The sequence below is a fragment of the Paenibacillus sp. EB106-05-06-XG162 genome (genome assembly GCF_058791655.1).
This window is the reverse complement of sequence record NZ_JBYTDT010000001.1, coordinates 708911-735084: the sequence shown is the minus strand read 5'-3', so window position 1 is coordinate 735084 and position 26174 is coordinate 708911. Positions and strand designations below refer to the sequence as shown.

Here is a 26174-nt window from a genome sequence, read left to right as displayed (position 1 = left end):
CTCCTAAGTTCAATTAGGACTTGCTCCCTGAACCCGAACTCCAGTAAATCGCACTACGCTTCCATATGCTTCGCCTGAAGCAATGTGCAGAGAATCATCGTCAGGAGAATATGCGATGCAGGATATAAAATGAATGTTCGCCCACTCCGCATTAATTGTAGACAGCTCATTGTTATCTTTCACGACGCGAGGTCTTCCTAGATCAACAAAGCCGCTATCACGCTCATAATGAAAGATATGTCCTGCATCTCGAATACCCCCATACACGCCAACAACTTCATGATCATTCAACTTGATGAAGTTTCGGAGCTGTCCGCTGGAGTAGAGTCTGCCGTAGGAGCACCGCCTTCTTAAATCCGGTGACAACGTGAACAGCATACCGTCGTATGTACCTGCCACAACCGTTCCATCCGCTAATACTGCTCCGCCTGTAATCATCGCCTTTAACGATCTTCCCCTTATCGATGAAGACTTCACCTCTAGCTGCTCAGTGCACATCGTATCCAGATCATAGAGCAAAATGTCATCATTGCATCCAGATAGCAGCAGGCTGTGTTCATTCAGTGGGATAACGTATGAATCTTCCGTTTGCAGCGCAATATTTTTCAACGTTCGAAGATGACAGTCGCCGCTGGTATCCATGAATTCAATAAGATGAAGTGCTTTATCCTGACTGCTAGCTAGGATTTCCCCTGACTCGAGGAGAATCAGCAGCTTAACAAGCTCGATTTCCGCTGGCAGCTGAATGTAATTCGTACAGCTTCCTGATAGAAGATCGACGATCAAGATATGACGATCGCTTGTCAGGACAGCGATCGACCAATGATTCACGTCGATACAGGATATCGGCGCTCCGCTGCTATAAACAGTAGTTATGTGCGGAGGGTTACCGTCAGCATAGTCGGATTCAGACAGAAGTACCTGGTCTTGCCCGCTAACACAGTACACCTTGCCGCTCCAAGCATGCACATGGCTGACTGCTGTATCCCGCCAATCCATATGCTGATGCAACGGCAGCGTTCGAGTCTTCTTTGCGACAATATGCATATAAGCGGGTACACCGACACCATTGTAGCTTGGTTCATAATAGGGTCTAAGCGGGGCGGATGGCGCATCTGGTCCAGGCGGCAGCAGCTTATTCATATCAACAGCGAGAATATAAGGTGAAAATTCACCACATACATCCACCATATGAAGCCAGCCTTCTCGATCAAAGATCATTTCGCAAATGTACTGTGAATCCTTGCCGTTTGGCGTAATTAATCCTAGATTCTCTGGCTTTCCACCATTCAGAATGTCCCATCTGACCAAGCGAATCGGGCTATAGCCGTCATTCGTCTTTAATCCGTAATAAAGGACAAACTGATCATCTGCAGCCAATCCTCCGATACCATACGGTTCCACCGGGATCTGCTCCGGCAAGTGGATATGGCCATGTCGTGTTACCTCTAGCGTTTCTGTGTGAATCTCTATCATTTCTCCATCCATATTATCAACCATAAACATACTGCCGCGGGGTGAATGAAGGCCAAATATAAATTGTCTTCGATGTCTATGGCCATGCGGAGAATGAAAGTTGACTTTCAGATCGGTCACCGTCTCCGTTTCAGGGTCGAACCTCCATATCCCCCCTGTGTAAGAGCTTCCATAAAAGCGTCCTTTATCATCCTTCAGCAAGCGACAGGAGGAGAATTCGGATACTTTACCGTAATCCTTCACTTCATTCGTATGCAGATCCAATCGGTACAGATGACCTCTCATATAGCCCATAAAATAATAGAATCGTGGATCATTGCCCAGCATGCCGCCATAAATGCTCTCTCTAGGAACAGGAATCCCTTTGATCTCCACTTCATTCGTATCGGGATTTACGATCATGAGAATAGAACCGGGATAACCTTCCCATGGATGCTCGTAATATTGCTCGAACATCCACTGCTTATGCCCTGGCGCGGGGGCTGTATTATGTGTCGCCATGATTAATCTCCCATCAGGAAGAAAATCAATGCTTGTATGGATCTTACTCGGGGGCATCTGCTCTGCATCTACGATCCAAGCCTTCTCAACATCGACAATCAGTCTAAGCTCGCCGGTTATTGGGTAATACTCGTACAGCAAGGCCGTTAACGGCTTTTCATTCTCTCCGCACACACTAACATAGAAACGATCATCGGGAGAACGTACAAAGTCCCATACCGCGTTATGTCCTTTTTCATTAGGCAGCTGTACAAAACGCGTAACATGCTCTGTAATCGCAGCAAGCAGATTAGAAGTCATCTATTCCCCTCCAATATAGCTATCTTTAAGAAAATTCTATCTTTACTGTTATATATAGTCAATTGATTTTTTCATATATGCTTAACTTTTTCTTATCTGTGAAAATAAATCTCTCACAAAAAACGACCGCTCTCAGCCAGGACTGATCACGATCGTTTTTAGATGATAACTTAGTTTTGCAAATACATCCGATTACTTATTTCATTACAGGCCTTTGAAATACAAAGATGGGCATTCTCCCATAACAAATCGGTAATGCGAATTTCCGGAATCGACACACTGACCGAAGCAACCACATGACCTTCCATATCGATAATGGGTCCGGCAATGCAATGAACGCCCTCAATCGACTCCCCATAATTGTAGGCGATATTCTCCTCACGTACTTTAATAAGCTCAGCCTTCAACGCTGTGACACTCGAAACCGTCTTGCTTGTGTAGGTCAACAATTGCTCATTAAGGTATAATGAGTCAATTTCTTCGTCTGACATACGCGATAATAATATCTTCCCAGAAGCAGATGCATGTAGGGGCAGCACGGAACCTAAGTTGTTATTGAAGCGCATTGGCTGCGCAATTTGTTTCTCCGCAATGTACACATTATTGTCTCCACTGCGAATACTCAGGAACACAGTCTCATTCAATATTTCAGCTATCTTGGTTGCTGATCTGTAGAATTCCTTCGTTAAATCCGTATTGAGGCGATGCTTCACTCGAATCTCAAAAATTTTATTGCCCAGTTGAAAGTTCTTTCCTGAACTGTCTGTCTCCAGATAACCTCGACTCAGCATATTTTGCAATATTTGATAGGTACTGCTGGAGGGCATATTTAACGACTTTGCAATTTCAGTAAGCGTAAAGGAATCCTTCTCTTCCGTAAATAATTCAAAAATATCCAGCACACGGTCAGCAGATTTAACTCTTGGTGATGATTGTTCCATATGGAATCCTTCCTCTTTCACATTAGTTACTTCATATGTCATCCATAGTTTATCAGTAAATACATACTTCCGCTATATGGAAATGGGTATATACACGGTCGCTCATTCTATGAAATTCATATATCCAAAGTATTCCGGTTTGTGAAAATCGATTGCTTTCGTAGGTGACCACGCCAAGTACTCTTTAGCTCCATCCTTCTGCTCATCGATACGATATAGATTTACTCTCCACTGCTTCCCAGTTGCGATAGAGTTCGAGAATGCATGATGCGGGATCATGATTTCATATTCATAAGGATACTTCGAATCCTCCAACCGATACACGCTTGTAATCAAGTCATCAAGATTCCAGGCAATGTCCAGCTTGATATGTCCAGCTAGATCATTCTCAATGACCGCGTCAAATACAACCAGCTTTGGGCTAAGCTCAAGCTCGATATATCGTCTTCCATCGCCTGCCTCATCAATAAAGATCTCAACGACATCTTCATTATATATCGGATCGTCGCGATTCGTATAATTTGCAACGATATGATCATCCTGACAGCGGAATAAAAAACAAACATACGCCTCCGTCCAGCATGCCTTCGCTGTTGTTGACATCCGGGCAGACCCGCCGGACGCCGTCTCGACAAGCACCACTTCCTCTATCTCATCCCAAGAGATCATACGCTGTTGATCAAGACGAAGCTCTACTTTTTTGCACGAATAATGATAAATCTCCTCTTGCATTCGTTACCTCCGCTTATTCATTCAATTGACTCAGAACACGGTCAACAACTTGAAGAGTATGGTTGATATCGGCTTGTGTGTGCGCAGTTGAGATGTACCATAATCCGTTCATTCGCAGCAGCACACCTTCGCCAAGCATAAGTTCTGCAAATCGGGCATACATCCCTGCATCTCTCGTGTTAAACGTATCAAAATCATTGACTGTATCTGCATCTATGAACATCATATGTAGTACAGGTCCTACTTGGTTGACGATCCCTTTCATACCGTGCTTCGCTAGGCTGCTGCGTAAACCATCCGCCAATGTAACGAATAGCTCTTCCATTATCTCAAAGGCCACGCCATGATCCTTAGCCAGTTCCTGAATGGTCGCAAGGGCTGCTGAAGTCGCGATGCAGTTCCCGTTCAATGTTCCGAGATGAGTTACTTTTCCGTCATCGATCAGCTTCATAACCTGTGCTTTTCCCGCAACAGCACTGATCGCAATGCCTCCGCCCAAAGCTTTGCCGATCGTAATTAGATCTGGCTTGATGCCGAACTTCCCATGAGCTCCTCCTAAACCGAGACGGAAGCCTGTAATGACCTCATCAAGGATAAGTACGATGCCCAGCTCTTCAGTTAATTGGCGCATATACTCCAGGTAGCCTGGCTTCGGCATCAAACAGCCCGAATTGCACATGATCGGCTCAGAGATCACTGCGGCAATCTCACCGGCATGCGACCGCAGCGTTGTTTCCAGCGCATCTGGGTCGTTCCATGGTAGCAAGATCATATCTTCCAAGCTATTGTAACTCTGCCCCATCGTTCCTGGGAGAACAGATCCTGACCCGAGCTTATCTCCGGTTTGTACAATGCCTGCGCCGGGGAATGAAGTATAAATAGAGTCAGACCAACCATGATAGTGGCCGTGGAAACGTACGATTTTACATTTACCCGTGTATGCGCGCGCCAATCGAAGCGCCAGCATGACTGCTTCTGTTCCTGAGCCGCTGAAGGCTACTTTGTCTGCACATGGAAGGATATCGATTAATTGTTTAGCAACCTCTATCTCTCCATCATGCTGCAATCCGTAAGTAAAGCCATTGCTCATAGCTGCAGTAATGGCGGTAGTCAAGCTTTCATGCGCATGCCCTAAGATGAGCGGCCCGTAAGCCAACATATAGTCGATGTATTCATTGCCATCGATATCACGGAGCCTAGCTCCTTGTGCAGATTCCGCATAGATCGGAACCGGCTTCATGGATGCCCGAAGCGAACTGGCCACTCCCCCGGCTACATAAGATTGTGCTTGAGCATATTTATCGATTGATGCTTTGAAAGTTGACATTGTGGCATGACTCCTTTTTGAATTACCGTTATAGATCGAAAGGAAATACGGGCCGGCTTAGATGGTTGTATGTCAGAGCAAATAAATCTGAACCGCAGCAGCCTGGCGAATCTACGGGAATGATTGACTTGCATATGGAGCCAAAGGCGGTCTTCCAGGCGATCGCCGCTTTCACCACGATCACATGATAGTCTTGTGCGCGAATCCCGATGGAGCTTAAGTGCCCCGGATCCCATGGCGGCGTTCTGCGCTCTGTTAATACCACGGTCAGCTTATCTGCTTCAATGACAGCAGTCTTTCCCATCGATGCCCGCTGACCCGTCATATACTCACCGATATGGGTATACTCTCCATCACCTAAGAGCCGAACTCTGCCGGATACCTCGACAGGCAGCCCATGAAGCGCATCGCTCTTACCGCCGATGCGTTCGTGAAATTGTCCGCCTATACCTAGACGATGGGCAGCTCGAACAGCAGCTTCATCGCGGATGACAATCAGGCTCTTCTTCGGTGGATTGATCAACTGGGCAAGGACATGCGTAGCGTCAGCGGGAGCACCGCCACCTACATTGTCTGAGCCTTCTACAAGAATGACTGGTCCTGCCGGCTTAGAGAATGCCATTGCAGCAGCTGCTTGCGGATCAAGAGCTTCAAACCTAAATCGCTCTCTTCGATCCCAGAACATCCGGCTTAATTGCTCAGCATAACGATCCGCTAGCTCCTGATCTCCATCTGTTGTCACGACGACAGAGACACCTGCATCCGGCACATCACTATACGGGAAGCCTCCGGCAATCGTTACATTAAGCACGGAATGCGCTCGTTCGATCGCGAATGCCCGCTCCATGATTTCTTGCATGGGACCCGGTTCTTCCGTCATCATCATCTGTGGAACGACAAGCATATTCGGACGAGAACACGCACGTATAGGTGTAATCTCCCCTCGGATCATACGAACAAGAAGTTGGACAGCTTCTGCAGCGCGTTCATACACATCGACATGCGGGTACGTATCATAACCTACGAGGACATCTGACAGTTCAACCATATCCACACTAATATTAGCGTGGAGGTCCAGCGTACACGCAATGGGATGCGTCTTGCCTACCTTCGTTCGAATAAGGCGGAGAAGTTCTCCTTCCAAGTCCGAGATTCCTTCTGCGACCATGGCACCGTGAAGGATCACGAGGAGGCCGTCAGCAGTTTCATCTACTGAATCTACCACTCGCTGCATTAATACTTCAGCCGTATCTGATGTTATCATTCCGCTTGGCGTCGCCGATGTATAGAATCCGGCTGTCAATTCCAATCCATATGCTGAGGCTACGTCGATCACGCCCCCCATGGATGTTCGTGTACCTGTATAACGTGACAGGAATGCATCATTACCCTGTACCCATTCGGATTGAAATGCATGCAAGTCCGTCCTGCCGGGAGCAAACGTATTGGTTTCATGGACCAGTCCAACCACCGCAATGTTCATAACAGATCCTCCTATCAACGAAATGACATCGAAGCAAGAAATCATTGCTGGCGGTAAACTTTATAGCTTAACTCCTCGCAAGAGCGTGTAATCCAGCTGTGGACTCTCTCCCATACCTCTTCTGTAATGCGCAGAGCTGGAATCGATATGCTGATTGAAGCCGCAATGCGATCTTCAGCATCCAAGACGGCGCCAGCTACACAATGGACGCCATCCACCGTCTCACCCATGTTATAGCCGAATCCTGCTCGTTTCACCTTTTCGAGCTCAGTAATCAAGTCTTCGAAGCTGGATATCGTCTTCTCCGTCGTCTGTTCCAATTGATCGGACGGATACAATATGCGGAGCTCTTCCATTGTCAGATCTGACAGCATAATTTTACCTGATGCTGTCGCATGCAGCGGCAACGTCGTACCGACATTCGGATTAAAACGCAGCGCTTGCGTGCTTGCTTTTTCTCCGATGTATAGAAGCTGATCGCCTGCTTTAATCGCTAAGCTGACCGTTTCGTTAAGATCATCCACGATCTTTTGCGCAATTTGGCTGAACTCTCCTGTTAGACTCGTACTCCGCATATAGCCTGAGCGAATCGTGAACAGCTTGTAGCCAATGCGAAACTGCTTTCCGTGTCGATCGGTCTCTAGATATCCGCGGTTCAGCATATTTTGCAGGATCAAGTAGGTGCTGCTGGGAGGCATATTCAATTCTTTCGATATCTCGGTCAGATTGTATGAATCCTTCTGTCCTGTAAATAATTCGAGGATATCTAATACACGGTCTGCTGATTTTACCTTTGGAGATTGTGCAACCATAACCATTCCTGCCCTTCATTCTGTATTTACCAACTAATCAACCATTCCTGTACGTTCAATTCCTTCTGTGAACCATCGTTGTGCAATCAGATACACGACCAATGGCGGTACGATGATTAAGAATGCCGCCGCCATCTTGGGCCCTTCTGATATCGGGTCTTTTCCAACAGCCGTGCTGTAGTTAATGGCCCAGTTCCCCATTAACTCAGTTTCAAATGAGCTTAATCGCAATGATAGCGGAATAAAGTCTTTGCTTAGGAACATCGACGGCTCGTAATACATGTTCCAATACCATATGAATGAAAACAGGAATACAACGAGACACGCCGAGCTCGCAAGCGGCAGCATTATTCGAAAGAACAATCGAAACACTGAAGCGCCATCCATCTTGGCCGCCTCTTCCAACGCCTTTGGCTGGGATAAGAAGAATTGGCGGAAGATGATAATAAATAAAGCGCCGCGCATTCCCTGACCAAAAAGTGCAGGGATGAGAAATACAAGTGGCGAATTCAGCAGGCCTAGCTTGCTGTATACCATATACAGCGGAACTAGCGTAATTTGCGGCGGAACGAGGAAAGTGACCAGAATGAGAAAGAAAAATAGATTTTTGCCTGGGAACTTTAATCTCGCCAACGCATAGCCGGTAATCGCGCAGGAAAACACCTGCAAGATTGATCCGACGAAAGCGATGACCAGCGTATTCATGAATGCTTCAGGATAACGAAGCCCGATCCAGCCGTCTATATAATTTTTAGTGTGTATCGTACGCGGGATAACGCCTACGGTTGGATCTATCAGGTCAGAAACACTCTTCATGCTGGTCGAGACCATATAAATAAGGGGCTTCAAATACAAGAAGGCGATGACGGTCAGCAATGCGATAATGATGAATTTGGCAAGTATGCCGTCATTCACATGTTGACCTAGGACGAGCTTCTTCGCCTTTTGTGTCTGCCTGCTCGTTAGGAATTGTGATACTTCCAATCGCATCTGCCGGTAGCTCTCAGCTAGCTTCATCGTAATCCCCCGTTTCCTTTGGTTGACCTGTAGGTAACACCTAGCACAATTCCCAGCAACAGCAATAAGATGGCGAAATACAGCCATGCCATTGCGCTCGCATACCCGTAGCCTGTACTCGGCTCAAACATATTTCGTCCGACGATTTCCATGACAGGGTTGAACGGAAATGTAAACAAGTCAACAATGGTAAAGATGGCGTTGAGCCCGATAAAAGGAACCATGCCTGGAAACGTAATCTTCCAGAAGCTTTCCCACGGCGAAGCCCCGTCTACACGAATCGCTTCATATAATGACTTTGGAATCGTCTGAAAACCAGCAATAAAGATCAGGATTTGTACGCCGGAATACCATAGAATGATAACCGCTTTGCTAAGTACATTAATGATCGTTGTCGCAAGTCCGCCATAGAAGAATTGTTCCACAAACGCATTAATATTGTATTCCTTCATAAATGGCAGCTCTCCGGCGCCTTGCACGAACAGCTCCATCAGCACCTGTCCAGTTGCAAATATCACCGGAAGAAAGAATACAGCGCGCATAAGCCCGCGGCCGGGAAACTTCTGATTCAGCATTAACGCGACGAAAAATGAAAATATGAGGATGAGCGGGATGATCGCGATCATTTCTTGAAAATAACTGATCAATATGATCGGATATGCGTTATTTACGACCAGCATTTGTCTATAATTTTCCAAGCCGACCCACTTGTATTGAAAGCCATCGCTCGTAATCAATATTTTGTTGAAGCTGTTATACAACGACGAACCGATCGGGAAAGCGACGAATAAGACAAATCCGATGAGCCAAGGGAGCATAAACAAGTATCCGACGCCATACTCTTTCCAGCGGAATTGTAAATAGCTTCTCCGGCGCTCCTTGATTGAGTTCATCTTACTCCCCCCCTTTGGTCACTTTGAATTGTTTCGTATTGTAGTCCACCGTGACCTGTGTTCCACCCTCGTATGTCGTCCTATAGACGTGATCAGATAACTTTTCATGATTAATCATAGGCTGATTGTAAACCGAAGCCAGTTGATTGAACTGGTTGTATTCATCAACAAGCCGTTCCTTCCATACGGCAAACTCGCTGCTGTATACATATCCATAATCCGTACCTTTCAGCACCCTGCTTGGCAAATACGTTAATTTGAAAGATGGAATGGCACCATATTCAATGGCTCTTAGAAAGTCATCCTCATAGGACTCTCGCAAATTCGCGGGAGAAGTCGAATACGGAACCGAGCCGTGAATAACCATCGGGTAGAATGGCACCGTCTCATCAACCATAAAATCATAGCTTGGAGAGGAAGTAATATCCTCAACATAATCGGAATGACTTAGCGCGTAATCATGGCCTCGATGAACGCTCACCGAGCCAAGCTGATTCTTTGTGTATTTCAGCAGTTCTTCATAATAATAAGCTGTGTCGGCTCTAGTCAGCGGCGCTGTCGTCTGATAGTCACTATAGACAAGATTGCCCGGTCCGTCAGCGTAGAGTATTCCATTAACGCCAATATCCTTCAGCGCATCGATAACTTCCTTTTGCTTACGGATCGCCAGAATCGGGTTCACGATGAACCGTGTTTTCATGCTACCAAATATGCTTTCATTCCCTGCCATGCCGAACTTTTCTTGAAGTACCGTCGTATCCAGGCTGCGGACGCCGTCCGACTTCATCGTGAAACTGGAATAGTCCTCATCCTTCCACCCGATGAAGTCTTCGAACAGCACGTGAATCCCGTTCTCATTCATCTTCTTGATAAAGTTCTTTGCGGCTTGAGACCCGCCTAATTCCGATACAATGGGCAGACGTTGATCCGAATACATGCGCCCGCTGTCTTGCCAGCCCTCATACATCACGTTGATGTTGGAAATGCCCTGCTGCATAAGCTCATCAATCATCATGCCAGCCTGCTCGAATGTCGTCGCTGATTCGTAACCGTATCCACCGAATCTTGCTGTGGTTCCCCCACCGACAATGGCTAGCTGGAGCGGAACTTCATTCGTCGCCTGCATAGCTTCGCCAAGCAAGCCGTTCTCCAGCATATATCTACGGTATGTCTTCGCCATACCCACATAATTCGCATCCTTGCCGGACAGAAAACGGAATAACACACGATGATCCGACTTCATCCGTTCCTTTTGGATGGTGTTCACGACTTCGCTCGTTAACCCGCTGACCCTCCGTCCGAACTCGTTCCGATACTTGAAGTTGGCACTCAGCGAGTGGTAGGAACCTACAATACCGGACGGAAGGGCTTTAATTGTCGTTGTAAACTTTCCTTCCTCGACAATCGCCGTAAAGGCTTGATCGCCGCGAACTAAGCCGTATACGGGGTAGCTGATCGCCTCCCGCTTCACCGATAACATGTTGCGATCTTTCAGGTTCGATGGATCATCACCGTAAATGGCGAATTCATAACCTTTAACGACCTCTGGGCGTTCATAATCATAATGAATGAGTCCTCCTGGACCATCCGGTACGAACAGATATCCACCCGCTTCCGTTCCCGATACAGCTCCGAAGAATGGGAGAATATCTAGGGAATACATTTTGAATTCGCCCGCTTCCTTGATCCCTTCGTCAGGCACCGCCACTTCGAGACCATGATCCGTTAATTGATACTGAATCACGAACGATAGCCCTTCTTTTTCATAGGAATAGGTAACCTGAATGCCGGCTGCCATTCGGATATAGCTAGCCTTCAACTTTGTGTCGAGCGCATTCGTTAAAATCTTTCTTGTATCCCCCTCGGATACATATTCCATCACAAATGGAGATTGAAGATTCTCAAGCAATGTGCCCTTGACCGTTTCTTTTGCTATGCTCTCCTGAGCTGGATTGCTTCTCCACAAAAAACCGTTCGCCTTGTTAAGCACAGCAATTTGACTCGTCTTCGGATCTACCAACAATGTGTACCGTTCATTATCCGCTGCCTTCGCAAAGCCATTTGCTTGAACATCGTGTGGTATCCACGCTTCGGCTTGCAGAACCTTCAATGACATAGGCGTCGGAGCCGCAATACTCATTTCCGCAAGCTTAGGTAACCGATCCCATTTCGCAATGATTACAATCATCGCGATCATGAGGATGGCCGCCGTGAGCCCTATCAAGAACCTCAGCGTTATGCTGTTCGGCCATAATCGTTTAGCCACATTAGCCACTGAAGGTCACCTCCCGGTACAGCTGCTTGATAAAGTCAAGCAAGTTTATTGTTAGCCCCGCCATGATCGTGAAGAAGATCCAAATCACGGCTACTGTAAACAACGTAATCAGAACGATCTTCAACGTCTCCATAAAGTCGAAGTTATGGATAACCTGCGTCATAATAAAGAACAGCACGATCATCCATATCCACATCACTTGCTTCATCAGATCAACCACAATCATTTCCTCAGAAACAATGATATTCGTAAGAACAATGATCGGAATTGTCATGACGATATAGGGTACGAGCGCATACGTACTTGCTTGGAATACTTCTCGAAACCGGCCTTCCCCACCCTTAATTGTGCTTACAAGATAGTTAGCGACGACCCATGTAGCCCACGGAACAATCATGATTCCAATTGAGAGCTTAATATTGATCCTGGATAGATCGAATGGGTTGACGACATAGCCGGATGCGAACAGTGAAAGGATATGTACACCTGCTCCCATCAATAAAATGAGTATCACGACGAGCCAGGAAATATTGCGTTCCTTAAGCCGATAGAAGCCTTCATAAGGGTGTACGATCAAGTAGAAAGCATCCTTCACCTCTGTGCCGTATCGCTGCAATAGATTCGGCCATGTTCGAGAACGAGCATATTGACGCCATTTGCGAATGGCATAGCGTAGAGCCAACACCAGAATAATGACAAGCGCCAGTGCAAGTATAAAATGTCTCTGCAGCCAATCATAACGGACATTCCAGAAAGCATCGGAATAGCCTTGAGCATCCTGGGATTTCTTAAAGTTGGCAATCGCTTCAGCATGATCGCCACTCTGCAGAGCAGCTTTGCCTAAGCCGTTATATGCAATATTCAGCATTCCGTTCTCTCGAATCACTTCTTCCCAGTAAGGCTTGCTGGCTACGTAATCACCTTCATAGTACAGCTTCGTTGCCGTTAGGAACGTATCGCCAAAGCTAGTGCGGCTGAAAACTTGAATCATATTTAATGCAGCATCTGCTACCCATAGCTGCTTGCTGCTGTTGACGGCTATACTGGTTGGAAAGCTTGTAACGCCAAGCTGACGCGCATTTTTATTGCCTTGACTGAAGTTAACTAGCGTAGTCCCGTTCGGTTCATGAATACTGATCATACCGAACTCACGGTCCATACCGTACATGAACCCGTCATGATCGATGGCGACATCGACTAATTGATCTTCCCACAAGTCTTTGTTCTTGAACGCATCAGCACCGCCGGCATTCAGCTTCTTGATCTGTCCATCGTCTTTACCTACCGTGGTTGTCAGAATAAAGTGATCCGAAGTAGCCGTAGCATTCACGATTGGATTCGGACGATTCGCCGCCTCTTTGTCTAATTGTTCCTTTGAGAGGATCATGCGCTTAAATCGATCCATCCAGGAAAGCGTAGTCTTATTCGCTCCGAAGAACCCCGTAAACTCTCCCTTGGCATTCATGCGAAACAGACCTTGGTACGTATCCTTCACCACGATATACATGACGCCGCGTTGATCGACGACCAGCTTGGTAGGAAGAAAATGATACTCTTTAAACAGCAGATGTGATTCAGGTTTCGCGAATACTTGCGCTGCCTTCCCGTCTGCATGGTACTTCACGATCGTTTGGTCTCCCGTATTTGCCGCGTATATCGTGCCATCGTCAGCTACAAACACCCCTTCAGGCTGATTCAATTTGCCTAAGCCATCCTGATCACCGATGCTGCGGATATATTTGCCGGTTGGATCAAGCTCTATGATGCGATTATTGCCTGTATCCGCGATATACACGTAATCATTGCTTGCAATAAAAATATCCGATGGTCCAGAAAGCTGCATTCCTATGCTGTTACCATCAATTACTCTATCAGGCGTATACAAGGGCTGCGTCATGATCGCTTGACCTGTTTGAACATCGATGAAAAAGGTATCATATGGGATTTGTGCAGCTGCAATCATCGGGGAGAGCAAGCACATCAAGCATAAAGACAACATGATTTTTATATTAAGTTTCATTTTGCCACCCTCCCCATCTTATTTCACGCCTGAATGCAGCATAGTTTGGATCATTTTCCGTTGAAACAACAGGAAGAGGATCAGGTTCGGCACAAACATGAGAAGACCTACAGCCGCGGATATACTAACAGCTGCAACGCCCGGGACATTCGTAGTAAAGGCTGTCACATAATAGGCCATCGTCTTCATCGTCTCGTTCGTGATGTAATTCATTGATGTTTCGGTGTCCAAGAAGACGGCTTGAAACGTAATAATACATACCGTTGCTACTGCAGGAGCCGTAAGAGGAATAATAATTCGTGTGAACACCGTCATTTCCGTTGCCCCGTCCAGCTTGGCGGATTCCACTAAGGCATCCGGAATCTGATCTATGAACTGCTTCATGAGGAACACGGCTACAGGAGCGGCGATGAAAGGTAGAATGTGCGCAAAGTAAGTGTCAGTGAGTTTCAAACCGCTCATCATCAGGTAGCGCGGAATCATGACTGTTTCTGGTACAAACATGAGCGAAATCATAATAAGTGCCATGATCAGTCTTTTAAAATGAAACCGATGCTTCGACAGCACATAGCCGGCCATCGTGCTGACCAACACAACCGCTGCGAGCGTAATACCGGAAATGAGCAGGCTATTGAACAAATACCGAGAAAACGGAACGACTCCTGCTGCGGTATGCAGCAGCAATTGTTCGAAATTACGCAGCGTCGGATGCTGTACGAAAATCGTCGGCGGGAACAAGAACAGTTCATTTAATGGCTTAAACGCATTGTTGAACAAGAATATGATCGGTAGCAGCATGAATACAGCGATGCAGCTTAAGAAGACGATAAGAACTACACGGGATAAGGTCATTTGCTTGCGAATCTTGCGTATCACCTATTCGTCCTCCTTCGTTCTAAATAAGGCATAGCTAAGCTTCATCAATCCATAGCTCAGAATCAGCAGAACAACAGACAAAGCTGAGGCATAACCCCATTCGTATCGTAGAAATGCATAATCATCAATATGATTCGTGATCAAATGGCCTCCATATTGCGGCGTAATCGTTTGACCTGTTAGCTGGGTGGATATGGCGCCTGCCTTCAACGTACCAACGATCGCCATCACTGCGCTGAACAGCATCTGAGGTTTCATCGATGGAATCGTAATATAATAAACCTCCTGCAGACTGCTCTTAATGCCATCAATTCTGCCCGCTTCATACAACTCTGTATTGACGGTTTGCAAGCCTCCGAGCATGGCCAAGAAGCCTACTCCCATACTGGTCCACAGCGAGACGATGATCATGACCCACATTAAATACTTAGGATCCTGCAGCCAAAGATGCGGCGTATCAATAAACCCGATTTTCATTAGAAAATTGTTCAGATACCCAACCTGATCACCACTGAAGGTGGCAATCCATATGACCGATAGAGCAACACCCCCGACCATGGAGGGAGCATACAGAGCCAGTGTAAACACATCGCGTATTCGGCTTGGCAGCTGATGGATCAACCACGCAAATAGGAAGGAAAGAATATAGCCGCCAGGCCCGACGATCACCGCGAACTTTAACGTATTAGGCAGCGTATATTTCATAAATGTCGTATCTTGTGTCAGAAGGTTTATAAAATTGTTGAAGCCGATAAATCGCGGAAATTCAATGCCGTTAAAGCTCGTGAAGCTGAGAAATACAGCAATGAACACCGGAATCAGGATAAAACACAAGAAACAAAGCATGAAGGGCGCCAGAAACAAATACGACATGCGGCTCTGCCAGCATTCCTTCGCAAACTGTCTGATGCGTTGGTTATATCGCGGTGATGTTCGCTTCACTCTATCCATTTCGGATACACCATCTTGAGGCAATGGTGCTAATGGTGCTGTATTCATGGCCTACTCTCCCTTCTATACGGCTGATCGTATGGGGTAATGGACAGATCATCTTTATGTGTCGTGCCGAATTCAAGCTGTTTACGAGTCATCTCTCTATCTAAGGATTTCTGCGCTTTTTCCAATGCTTCTTTAGGAGGCTTGCCGTTAAGTACAACCTCGTTCCACGCAAAGTCCATTTCACGCGGTAATAAATAATACCCTGGTACAAACGGCATGTTCTTGGCCCATGCCAGCTGCTCATTCAACATCGACAGGTCTTCTACCGGCCAAGTCACCGATTGCATCGCAGCAAGATTAGCCGTTTGCCACCGATATTCGATACCGGCGAATGATTCGATGTCACTCGCATATCGGCTTTGCGTCTCATCCGATGTCCACCACGCTAGGAACTTCCACGCCTCTTCTTGCTTATCGCTTTGCTTCATCATGAATGCCGAGGTCGTTCCGAGCGAAGTCCAGCGTGAGACCGTGCCGTCTGGCTGCTTTACTCCCGGGATCGGCAGCATCTTCCAGTGACCCGCAAGCTCAGGCGCCGCCACAGTCAGCTGAATATAGGTACTGATATCGTCGACTCCAATTGGTATGTCTCCAGCGCGAAAGTGATTAAAGAACACCGGCACTTCTCTTGGCAGGTTGTACTTCGTATACCAATCGGTCCATTGCTTGAACGCGGTTAAACTGGCGGATGACGCAAGATCGGGCTTTAAACCGTCCGAAGTATACAACTCTACACCTTGCTGGTTAAATGCTGTGATAAAATCAGGCTTTTGCGGCATAAACGGCCTGTTAATAAGCGGCAGCTTCGGATACATAAACGTCATCCCGTGCTCCTGCAGGGTCGGCAATAGGGTCAGTACATCATCCCACGTATCCGGCGGCTGAAGTCCAAGCTCCTCAAAAAGATCCGTCCGATAAAACATCATGTTCATATTCTGCGTTTCGGGCAATCCATAAGTTCCCCCATCAAATGTGTAGGAGCGCATAACACCAGGGTTAAACCTGGACTTCACATCTTCAAAGCCGGGAAATTGGGACAGATCCTGCGCTGCTCCGCGCATAGCAAAATCTATCGGTGTCTCCATCCCTACGCCGAGCGCAATATCCGGTTGCGTACCTGCGCTACTACTCATCAGCAGCACCTTCTGGTCAGGCATCAGATTAAGGTTCACTTTGATTCCAGTCTTAGGTGTAAAGTCCTGCTCGATCATGAATTGGAGCAAATCGTAGTAGTCGCGACCCCGCTGTACCCATATCGTTAGAGCTTCGTCGTCTTGAGGTTCGTTGGTGTCGTATCGTTGCATGAATGTGCGGAAGAAGTTCGTCATTGTATAAGCTGTCTTATCCCATGCATTTGGTAGTCGTAATCCCGGGGCTGCCTTAGGGCTGCGGACGACTAGATAATCCAGTTGAATCTTTTGTCTCTCAATCGGTTTGATCCAAGTATTGATACTAGATTTCATGTCCGAAAAAACGGTTATGTTATTTGGTATATTGTTCACATCAGCTATTAATTCTTCAAGCTGGTTCATGGATGCACTAAGCGCTGTTGTCGAATCGGTTACCGCTTCATTCAAGAAATTCATATAATCGCGAACTGTCCGCATGTCAGAGAGCAGCGACTGCAGCTTGGATTCCATCTCCGGGTCATATCTGTCCATCTCCCAGACGCGGCTGGAATCCATATTCTGCGCCGAACCGAAGCCGTAATTGCCTGACACCGTGCGAATATCCCATTCGATGTCTGTCATTCTTTCATTCAATGCATACAAAGCCAGAATCGCGGGACGAATGAGCGAGGTATCTGCCGTCATGCTTAGTCGATGGGTCCCTTCTGTTAAATAAAATTGATAGGCATTACCGGCCGCATCTGACAGAGGTTTGATATTCAACTCGGTATTCGGTTCGAACTTATAATGCAGCATCTCTTGAAAAGGTACTTTGCCATCTATTTTTATCGTACGATAAACACTGGAATGTCCATTGTAGCCTTGAAAATATTTCGTATCGATGGCATAGCGTGCCGCTTGCGGAACGGTTATCTCCCACTCGAGTGTATCGCCCGCGTCTTTCCATGTATCTCCGCCAATCGCGTTATAGACTAATCGTCCTTTCGGGTCCGGTTGAACGAACGGCTCGGAAACGCTAAGGGTTCGAATGCTGACGGATGATTTCTGTTTGAACTGCTCCGCCTCTATAATTTGAAACCAATCTTCCTGTGCTCCACTAGTATCGTTCTGAGCTGCATATTCGGTATAACTCGGTATGAGTTGTGGCGCTGACAAAGTCAGTGAATAGATCGATACAGGTTCCTTGACACCGACCATGCGGATCGTATGAGTTCCCTTCTTGAGAGCCCATCGCAATGGTTCCGCAGAAACTGAATAATCTGAGACTCGAGTTGAGCTCCATGCCAATACCTCCGCTTGAACAGGGCGAATTTCATTGCCGATTGCATTGCGTTCGTACGGATATTGACTGTCATGCCACTGTCGATCCAGTGTAATTCGCTCCGCCTCTGTATATGGATATTTCCCATCGATCTGAATTCCGCGAATGATTGGCGAGAAGCTGCCCTTGATCGGCATGTAATCTATGGTCAGATCATACAAGCCGTCCTCAGGAGCATTGAATTGCCACTCCAGCCAACCTCTCTGGTCGTTCCAATCTACTACGATTGCATTTTTATCCGGATCATGGCGAGCTTTGATATTGGATTGTTCCGCTGAAGCTGAAAAATCCTTTGCCCGCACGACGATTTCGGCTTGGTGTTCAGGTATCGGCTTGAACTTGTGATATTCATCGCTGGTTTGCCATTGAATATAGGACATTTGCTTGCTCTCTGAAGTACTTAATATGTTATAAAGCGCTTCCATCTTGATTGCCGGAAATACCTCGGTTTTCTCTGACAATGATCGCCATACAAAAAAGAGAACAATACAACTTAGAAATATACCTAATGTGATAAGCCATCTGCTTCTTCTTAGTTTCGTCATCAACGACCCCCCCGCACCGCCAAAGATACCCCGCTTTCACGATCAAACAGATGGGCCTTATCCATGCGGATCGCCAGCTTTACAGTTTCACCTGATTGAATCGGAGTATGAGGTTCCGCACGGGATATTATCGTTTCTTTTCCTATCGTTGCATATAAGAATGTATTAGAGCCCATCGGCTCAAGCATGTCGATAATTGCTGTTGTTTGCCATTCCGGGTAGGCATCAAGAGCCCAGCCTTCGCAAGCAACGTATTCCGGCCGAATCCCCAGAATCACCTCTCGTATTTTGCTGTTGGCTGCCTTGATATGCGGTATGTAGGAGTCATGTATTTTCAACTTCAATCTTTTATTTTCGAAGAAATATTCGCCGTCGTGGGTTGCAATCGTTCCTTGAAGAAAGTTCATCTGAGGGGTGCCGATAAATCCAGCTACAAAGAGGTTGTCTGGGGAGTCATACAATCGCTGTGGTGGGGCTACTTGCTCAATGTTTCCGTCCTTCATGACGACAATTCTCGTACCCATTGTCATCGCTTCTGTCTGATCATGCGTCACATACACCATCGTGGTGTTCAACTGCTTATGCAGCTTGCTGATTTCCATTCGAGTCTGCGTTCTAAGCTTGGCATCCAAATTCGAGAGCGGCTCATCCATCAAAAATACTTTCGGTTCTCTGACAAGCGCACGTCCTAGTGCAACTCTCTGCTTCTGGCCACCAGACAATTGATTCGGCTTTTTGGTTAAATATGGCGATATTTCAAGCATCCTTGCCGCCCGATTCACCCGCAATTCAATATCGTGCTTTGCAACCTTATGCAGCTGCAATCCCAAAGCCATATTTTCGTAGACGGTCAGGTTCGGATATAACGCATAATTCTGAAATACCATGGCAATATCGCGATCTTTAGGAGATATATAATTCATGAATTTTCCATCTATATAAATGTCTCCTTTCGATACGTCCTCCAAGCCTGCCAACATTCGCAGCGTAGTTGACTTACCGCATCCGGAAGGACCAACCATAACGAGAAATTCCCCATCTTCAACGGTTAAGTGAAAATCATGAACAGAAGGATTACTTTCACCTTTATAGTATTTGTACACGTGGTTGAACTCTACGTTCCCCATAGATCGATACCCCCATGAACTGAGAAATATTAACATTTTCCATATTTAGGATCATCATAGCAAATAAAATAACCATCGTAAATATAAAATAATTTCATGTACATGAATTTAACAAAATAATTTTTAGCATACGTGAAAAAAGTTTGTTGACATGAAAAACTAACATGATAAAATCGTCTCAAGAACTACTTCCATGTTATCCCACCTTATGAATAATATAGTTGCCGCATTCGAGACCGCAATGACGCAGAAGGAGGAGGATTACAGGCCTTAGCTTTCGTCCATGATGTTCCGACATCCCAGAGGGAAACAGAATCCAGTGCTTTGCATGTACTTGAATCTATTTCATAACTTAGGGGGAATTCGAATGAAATCACGTCATAGCAAGCTGCGGAGTTCATTACTGGTCATACTTACTTTTTTTCTCGTCTTAACAGCATGTTCCGGCGGAGGCAATTCCGCAACGGATACGCCAAAGGATCCACCTGCTCAAACGGGTGAAAAGCAGCCAGACCCTGCTCCTACACCTACGCCTGAACCCGAGAAGAAAGACCCCGTGACCTTGAAGCTGCACACTTGGTTTGTAGGTCCTAACCAAGCTTTGTTTGACAAATTCCACAAGATGTATCCATGGATCACCATTGAGCCGATTACGAAGATTAACGGAGGAATCATTAAAAACATTGTCGCTGGTGAAGAATCTGATCTCGTATTCCTGGACAACGGCTTAGTTGAATGGATGAGCGGCGACCTATTGGAAGACTTGAAACCTTATGTAGAGAAGGATGAGCGAATTAAGAACGCAGCTACGGTTCCAGGATTTTTGGAAGCGTTTCAAACAGGCGGCAAGCAATACACGATCCCATACTCCGATATCCCGATGTGGGTCGTTGTGAACAAAGATTTGCTAAAGAAATCCGGGCAAGAGATGCCTTCAAACGATTGGACTTACGATCAATTCCTCGAAATGGCTAAGAAAGCAACGAACCCAAGCGCGAACGAATGGGGCGGAATCGGCTTAAGTGGCGACTTATCTCAAATTATGCCGATAGCGAATGGCAATGCTGCCAACTATCGTCTCATGAATGAGGATATGACGCAAAGTGTAGCAAACTCGCCTGGTGTATTAGCCGATTTGAAGTGGGTACAAGAGTTAACAACCAAGTGGCATATCCAGCCTACGGCAGAAGAAGCCAAATCATTAGGCTTTGATCAGGATGGAGCCTTCTATAAGGGCAATTTCTTATTTATGATAGGAGCGGACTGGTACTTGCCAGGCTTGAAAGAGAACGCTAAATTCGAGTGGGATGTTCTTCCAATGCCGAAAGGAAAGGTTACGCAAGCTACTGTTCATCAAGCTGGAGCGATTGCCATTCCGAAAGGATCCAAGCATAAAGAAGAGGCCTTTATGTATATCAGTTTCTTGTTCAGTGAAGAAGCGCAGAAGACCATGATCGAAAATGGTTCCGGCGCATTTGTAAGAACTCCGGCATTAGACAGCTATTATGATCAAGTCGAGATGTGGAAAGGTAAAAACGTTGAAGCCATCAAGATGAACGGAAATATGCCTGTATTCTCAAGAGACCCTGCGATTACGGAGTTCAGTTACTTAATGAATGGTGTTATGGGAAGAATTCAAACCAAGCTAACAAAAGGCGGAGACTTTAATGAGATTATCCCATTCGTTGAAAAATATAATACTAATGCAGCTACGGCCCGCAAGGCTCTAGGGTGGTAAGTTCCTACGACAAATAGAAGCATCAAGAGAGGCTGTTGAGCAACGATCAACGGCCTTTCTTTCTCTTTTAGAGCTCAACGCTATTTATCGATTTATCATTGGAGAGGAACATGCGTGGTGAACGAAAAAATACCGAAATACGGAACAGATTCCCCCCCTTTTTCAAACACTTCACAATCCGATACATTGCTGTTTGTATCAGGTCAAGCCGGCTTGGATCCAGAAACGGGTGAAATTGTGTCGGATGATCTTGAAGGCCAAACCATCGCGACGATTCGTAACATTGAACGAATCCTAATTCAATCAGGCTTGAATTTGGAGGATATCGTTAAAGTCAATGTCTTCTTAACCGACCGCAAACATTATGAACCATTTAATCAAATCTACGCTAGACTGCTCCCTCAGCCCTTTCCTGCTCGTACTCTCATATATTGTGAATTGAATTTCAACCTACTCGTTGAGATTGATGTGATTGCCATGCTGAAAAAGGACAATTAACCGTGACGAAAAATATGGTTTATGGGAGGGAATAGATGATGCGAAAGCGCCTTTTCGTGGCTGCTATCACGGTCTGTTTGCTGCTAATGGTATGGACGGGATTACCGCATTCGGTTCAAGCATCTAGTGAAAATGGGTCGAGAAGCGAACTTTCCGCGCAAATCAACAAACTCAATTCGTTGATCACAACGACAAGCCGTGTGCCATTGAAGCAATTTCTAGAAAGCGTGCGCGATCAAGCAAATGCCTTGTTGGAAACTTCTGAGATATCCTATGCGCAGGGCCTAACAACGGATAAAGCATTGAAATACGCTTTAAAGCTGGTGAAGGATACGAATCCCAGCGGTTCTGCTGAACTCTGGGCTAACTCCCCCTTTATCGTGTATTCGGTAAAGGCGCTTAGTCCGGAAATGCGTCTCCCTGATAACCTCCCTGCGGACGGTAAAGTAAGCGATCAGCTTAAGATTGTCTCCGCGCAAGGTGAATTCGAAGCGGCTTCGTTCGTACTCGCTCCATTAAGCGATGTAAGCTCTGTTACCTTTACAGTCTATGACCTTCAAGGGAGTAGCGGCAGCACAATCCCAGCAAGCGCTATAGACATGCACGTAGTGAAGACATGGTATCAAGGCGGAACCGCTTGGCAGAGTTATTTCTTTGACGACACCAAGGACGTGCTAGTACCCGAACTTCTACTGCACGATGAGAATCTAATCAAGCTGGACGATGGGCAGAAGAAAAATTTCCTACGTGTCGATTATCCGATAGGGTCGCAATATGTAAATATATCTGGGAGCCCTCCTCAATTTGTCAATCGATGGACACAACCGGTTGAGGATAGCCCGGTATTGCTGCCGATCGCTCTGAAGCAAGGCCAGTCAAAACAGATGTGGGTTACGACGAAAGTGCCTAGCGGTACGCCAGAAGGAGTATACACAGGAACGATTGGTATAACGGCAAACGGAGCCCCTGCTGGGCAAATGACGCTCAAGATCCACGTGCTGCCTTTCGAGCTGCCGGATCCGAAAACCTATTATGACCTGAACAAGGATTTCTACGTCATGATGATGCATGGCTCCACGATGAAGAATGAATTAAAAGGAAACGGAGGAAATACACAGCTTGCAGAGCAGACGCTGCTGAACCACTATCGCAACTTGGTGGAGCATAATGTTGTGAACCTGCCGCCACATTCACCATATGACGTCGATCGTCCACAGAACTTCCTTCGTCAAATAGAACTGATGAAGCAAGCCGGAGTGCACTTGAATCCGTTCTTTGGCGCAGGGCCTGCGTTCACGTCGAATGAATACTATAGCATATGGAACAGTTATTTAATTGCGAAGAAAGCCTATGAAGCGAATCCGACGGATGCGAATAGAACTTCGATGGAGAGCAAGTACAACGCATATTTGGCAACGCTTGAACCTGCGAAGGATTACATACGACAGACGTTTGATGCCGTCTCCGCTGCAGTCGGCCATACAAACATCTACTTTGACGGGTGGGATGAAGCAGAATGGAATCGATTGCTGTGGCAGCAGCCTCTCTGGGATTACATCAAGGAGGATGTGGGTGCGAAAGTGTTCGCGACAGGGAATGCAACCCACCTGGAGTTGCCGACAACGGAGGAATTCATTGACTGGGCTGGGGAGCCAACTCGTGAGAAAGCAGATGCTTGGCATGCGTTGGGCAGCGATAAGCTAATAACGAACTACGCTCATCCGCATTCAGGACCGGAGAACCCGGATTTGATGCGTCAGCGTCACGGCATGTGGCTGTATAAAGCGAATTACGATGCAACCTACAACTATATCTGGTATTTCGAGAGCGATATCGTCAGCGCATGGAGTGAGTACATTGATGCTACGTTCCGCGGATTCAACTTCGTATATCCGACGAAAACAGATGTGATCGACACAATGGCATGGGAAGGATTCCGCGAAGGCATCGACGATATCCGTTATGCGACCAAACTCAAGCTGGTCGCACAAGATGCGCTTGCTTCAGGCAATGCGGCTCGCATCGCAGCAGCATCTAAGGCCTTGACTTGGCTGGAAAAGACCGATGAACGCTCGACCAATTCGGATCTCATTCGATCCGAAATGATCCAGCACATCATGAAGTTGCTCAACCTAGCCCATGCGGAATAAGGAGGAGATAGCCTTGGCGAATAAAACGTTGCGATGGTTGCTAATGCTGATGCTCATGTTGTTACCCGTCATCTCAGGCTTGCCAAATGTGGCCGCGGCGCAGGATGTGAATCGACTAGCATACCAAGTGAAATATACGACTGAACATTTGGCTACACCATCGGACTGGTATAATAGTAGTTTCTTCAACAATCCAGATTATAAAGAAAACCGGTTTGTCCAATATTGGGTGGAAAATCCGATAGCGCCCGGCGGTACTCGCGATACCGGATTCTATATCGTGTACAATGAGGATGGAATTTGTATTTTCTTCCAATCTAACGAGTCTGAAAGGGAAACAAACGGCGAATTGAAGAACAGTTCCATTGAGCTCTTCTTGCAGACTGGGCTAGACGGTGTCCCCTACCATCAGATGATTGTACCTACGAATGATAGCCCGATCGAGTATTACGAATGGCAGACGGAGAATCGCAATAATCGTCCTCTCAAAGGAAATGTCACCGTAACGAATGAAGAAATCCCTACGGGATGGGGCACTGTCGTTATGATTCCATGGGAGACCTATTATGATGCTGTACCGCTGAACGGCGAAGACTGGATGTTCAGCATGATTCGTTGGGCCCCCTCCGGCTTCTCTCCCACTTGGGGAGGACATGTGCACCAAGTCGGAAGATTCAACACACTCGACTTCCAAGCACCGACTGAAGAACAGCGAATAGCTATCCAGAAAAATATCATTCGTAAAGCTTGGAACAAATTTAACGAGACAGCTTCTCAGCTGGACACAACCTGGCTTAATGGCGATTCTGATGATGATAACTTCTATCATCGTTACCTTCAACCATTAATTGCTCAGGGTCGAGCGAACGGCAGCAATATCCCGAATTTAGACCATATGAATGCAGCAGAAATTGATGTGTTATATCAGCATGTAAATAGTTGGTTTGAACTGCGTTATGATGCTGAGGATCTGAGAGAATCGTATATCCAAGGCTTGCTGTTCCGTGAGAATGAGCCACCAACAGTAACCAATGCAACATATACCACTTTGGTGAATACACCGGTCAGCGGCATCGTTGTGGGAACAGATCCGGACGGAGATCCATTAACCTATTCTTTAGGCGCCGCTCCTGCTCACGGTGCGGTTAACGTCAGCGCCGATGGCAATTGGACGTATACACCGAATCAAGACTATACGGGCAGAGATCAATTCCAGGTTATCGTCACCGATCCAGCTGGAGATACGGCGACATCGACGATCGATTTGATGATCACGTCAGGGCCCATGACGACGGTTGCCCTGGACCCGCCATCCCCAAATGGAAGCAATGGATGGTATACTTCGGACGTCACTGTAACAATGTCAACTTACAGCGATGTGATAGACGTGAAAAAAACGGAATATCGCATCAATAACGGTGATTGGTTGGTATACAGTGCTCCGTTCACCATTGCTGAGGAAGGTGTCCATGTTGTGGAATACCGTGATATAGATAACGCTGGTAATGTTGAGAAACCGCAATCAATTCAGCTCAAAATCGATAAAACCCCTCCAACGATAGCATTAACCTTAGACAAAACAGTATTGTCGCCACCAAATCATAAAATGGTGCCTATTGAAGCTACATTAACGATTAGTGATCGTATTTCAGGTATCTCATCTTTCGAGCTGACCTCGATCACGAGCAATGAGAACGATAATAGCTTGGGTGATGGAAATACGAGCAACGATATTCAAGATGCTGCGTACGGAACGCCTGACACTTCGTTTAAGCTGCGCGCAGAACGATCAGGTCGCGGAACTGGCCGTGTATATACGGTAACGTATACGGTATTTGATCATGCGGGACTGAGTTCATCGGTCAGTGCAACGGTAACGGTACCAAAAGGCAACTAAATTCTTGAAGAGCGAATAACGGCAGCAAAATCGTGATATGTACCTACGAATGTCACAGAATTGACTGATAATCGTCAATTCTGCGACATTCTTCTTTTTCAAAGCTGCAAAAAAAC

18 protein-coding genes are annotated in these 26174 nt (G+C 46.4%); 4 read left to right on the top strand and 14 right to left on the bottom strand.

All coding sequences use genetic code 11. From position 1 onward, the window contains the following. Positions 1-9 precede the first annotated feature (9 nt). The 14 genes from AC3WU2_RS03100 to AC3WU2_RS03035 all read right to left on the bottom strand — a co-directional run bounded on the left by AC3WU2_RS03100 (position 10) and on the right by AC3WU2_RS03035 (position 19775). Positions 10-2277 (bottom strand): NHL repeat-containing protein, encoded by a 2268-nt coding sequence (locus AC3WU2_RS03100; protein WP_492451186.1) that lies wholly within the window; start codon positions 2275-2277, stop codon positions 10-12. A 170-nt stretch (positions 2278-2447) separates the two neighbouring features. Next, complete coding sequence (locus AC3WU2_RS03095; protein WP_492451184.1) at positions 2448-3218, bottom strand: IclR family transcriptional regulator; 771 nt, start codon at positions 3216-3218, stop codon at positions 2448-2450. 102 nt (positions 3219-3320) lie between these two features. Then, on the bottom strand, positions 3321-3950 hold the full coding sequence (locus AC3WU2_RS03090) for a carbohydrate-binding family 9-like protein (RefSeq protein ID WP_492451181.1): 630 nt from the start codon (positions 3948-3950) through the stop codon (positions 3321-3323). 13 nt (positions 3951-3963) lie between these two features. Then, complete coding sequence (locus tag AC3WU2_RS03085; protein WP_492451179.1) at positions 3964-5277, bottom strand: aspartate aminotransferase family protein; 1314 nt, start codon at positions 5275-5277, stop codon at positions 3964-3966. Between the two features lie 28 nt (positions 5278-5305). Beyond that, on the bottom strand, positions 5306-6760 hold the full coding sequence (locus tag AC3WU2_RS03080) for a M81 family metallopeptidase (protein WP_492451177.1): 1455 nt from the start codon (positions 6758-6760) through the stop codon (positions 5306-5308). A 41-nt stretch (positions 6761-6801) separates the two neighbouring features. After that, positions 6802-7572: an IclR family transcriptional regulator gene (locus AC3WU2_RS03075; RefSeq protein ID WP_492451175.1), complete on the bottom strand. Its 771-nt coding sequence runs from the start codon at positions 7570-7572 to the stop codon at positions 6802-6804. 33 nt (positions 7573-7605) lie between these two features. Beyond that, complete coding sequence (locus tag AC3WU2_RS03070; protein WP_492451172.1) at positions 7606-8589, bottom strand: carbohydrate ABC transporter permease; 984 nt, start codon at positions 8587-8589, stop codon at positions 7606-7608. After that, positions 8586-9482, bottom strand: coding sequence for a carbohydrate ABC transporter permease (locus AC3WU2_RS03065; RefSeq protein WP_492451169.1), 897 nt, complete (start codon positions 9480-9482; stop codon positions 8586-8588). The genes AC3WU2_RS03070 and AC3WU2_RS03065 overlap by 4 nt, the downstream gene beginning before the upstream one ends. Before the next feature lies 1 nt (position 9483). Beyond that, on the bottom strand, positions 9484-11757 hold the full coding sequence (locus tag AC3WU2_RS03060; protein ID WP_492451166.1) for a DUF5696 domain-containing protein: 2274 nt from the start codon (positions 11755-11757) through the stop codon (positions 9484-9486). Continuing rightward, a complete protein-coding gene (locus tag AC3WU2_RS03055; protein ID WP_492451164.1) occupies positions 11750-13777 on the bottom strand; it encodes a YIP1 family protein in 2028 nt (675 codons plus the stop codon). The genes AC3WU2_RS03060 and AC3WU2_RS03055 overlap by 8 nt, the downstream gene beginning before the upstream one ends. Positions 13778-13795: 18 nt before the next feature. After that, on the bottom strand, positions 13796-14653 hold the full coding sequence (locus AC3WU2_RS03050) for a carbohydrate ABC transporter permease (RefSeq protein WP_492451161.1): 858 nt from the start codon (positions 14651-14653) through the stop codon (positions 13796-13798). Then, on the bottom strand, positions 14654-15652 hold the full coding sequence (locus AC3WU2_RS03045; protein WP_492451158.1) for a carbohydrate ABC transporter permease: 999 nt from the start codon (positions 15650-15652) through the stop codon (positions 14654-14656). Next, positions 15649-18648 (bottom strand): extracellular solute-binding protein, encoded by a 3000-nt coding sequence (locus tag AC3WU2_RS03040; RefSeq protein ID WP_492451157.1) that lies wholly within the window; start codon positions 18646-18648, stop codon positions 15649-15651. The genes AC3WU2_RS03045 and AC3WU2_RS03040 overlap by 4 nt, the downstream gene beginning before the upstream one ends. Continuing rightward, positions 18648-19775, bottom strand: coding sequence for an ABC transporter ATP-binding protein (locus tag AC3WU2_RS03035; protein ID WP_492451154.1), 1128 nt, complete (start codon positions 19773-19775; stop codon positions 18648-18650). Before AC3WU2_RS03035 ends, AC3WU2_RS03040 begins: the two co-directional genes overlap by 1 nt. Positions 19776-20142: 367 nt before the next feature. Here AC3WU2_RS03035 and AC3WU2_RS03030 point away from each other — a divergent pair, with 367 nt between their 5' ends. From AC3WU2_RS03030 to AC3WU2_RS03015, 4 genes are all read left to right on the top strand, one after another. Continuing rightward, positions 20143-21513: an extracellular solute-binding protein gene (locus AC3WU2_RS03030; RefSeq protein ID WP_492451152.1), complete on the top strand. Its 1371-nt coding sequence runs from the start codon at positions 20143-20145 to the stop codon at positions 21511-21513. Between the two features lie 114 nt (positions 21514-21627). Continuing rightward, on the top strand, positions 21628-22011 hold the full coding sequence (locus AC3WU2_RS03025) for a RidA family protein (protein WP_492451149.1): 384 nt from the start codon (positions 21628-21630) through the stop codon (positions 22009-22011). 35 nt (positions 22012-22046) lie between these two features. Next, positions 22047-24161 carry a hypothetical protein gene (locus AC3WU2_RS03020; RefSeq protein WP_492451147.1) on the top strand — a complete coding sequence of 705 codons (2115 nt, stop codon included), beginning with the start codon at positions 22047-22049 and terminating at the stop codon, positions 24159-24161. Positions 24162-24174: 13 nt separating this feature from the next. Then, on the top strand, positions 24175-26058 hold the full coding sequence (locus AC3WU2_RS03015) for an Ig-like domain-containing protein (RefSeq protein WP_492451145.1): 1884 nt from the start codon (positions 24175-24177) through the stop codon (positions 26056-26058). The last annotated feature ends 116 nt before the right edge of the window (positions 26059-26174 follow it).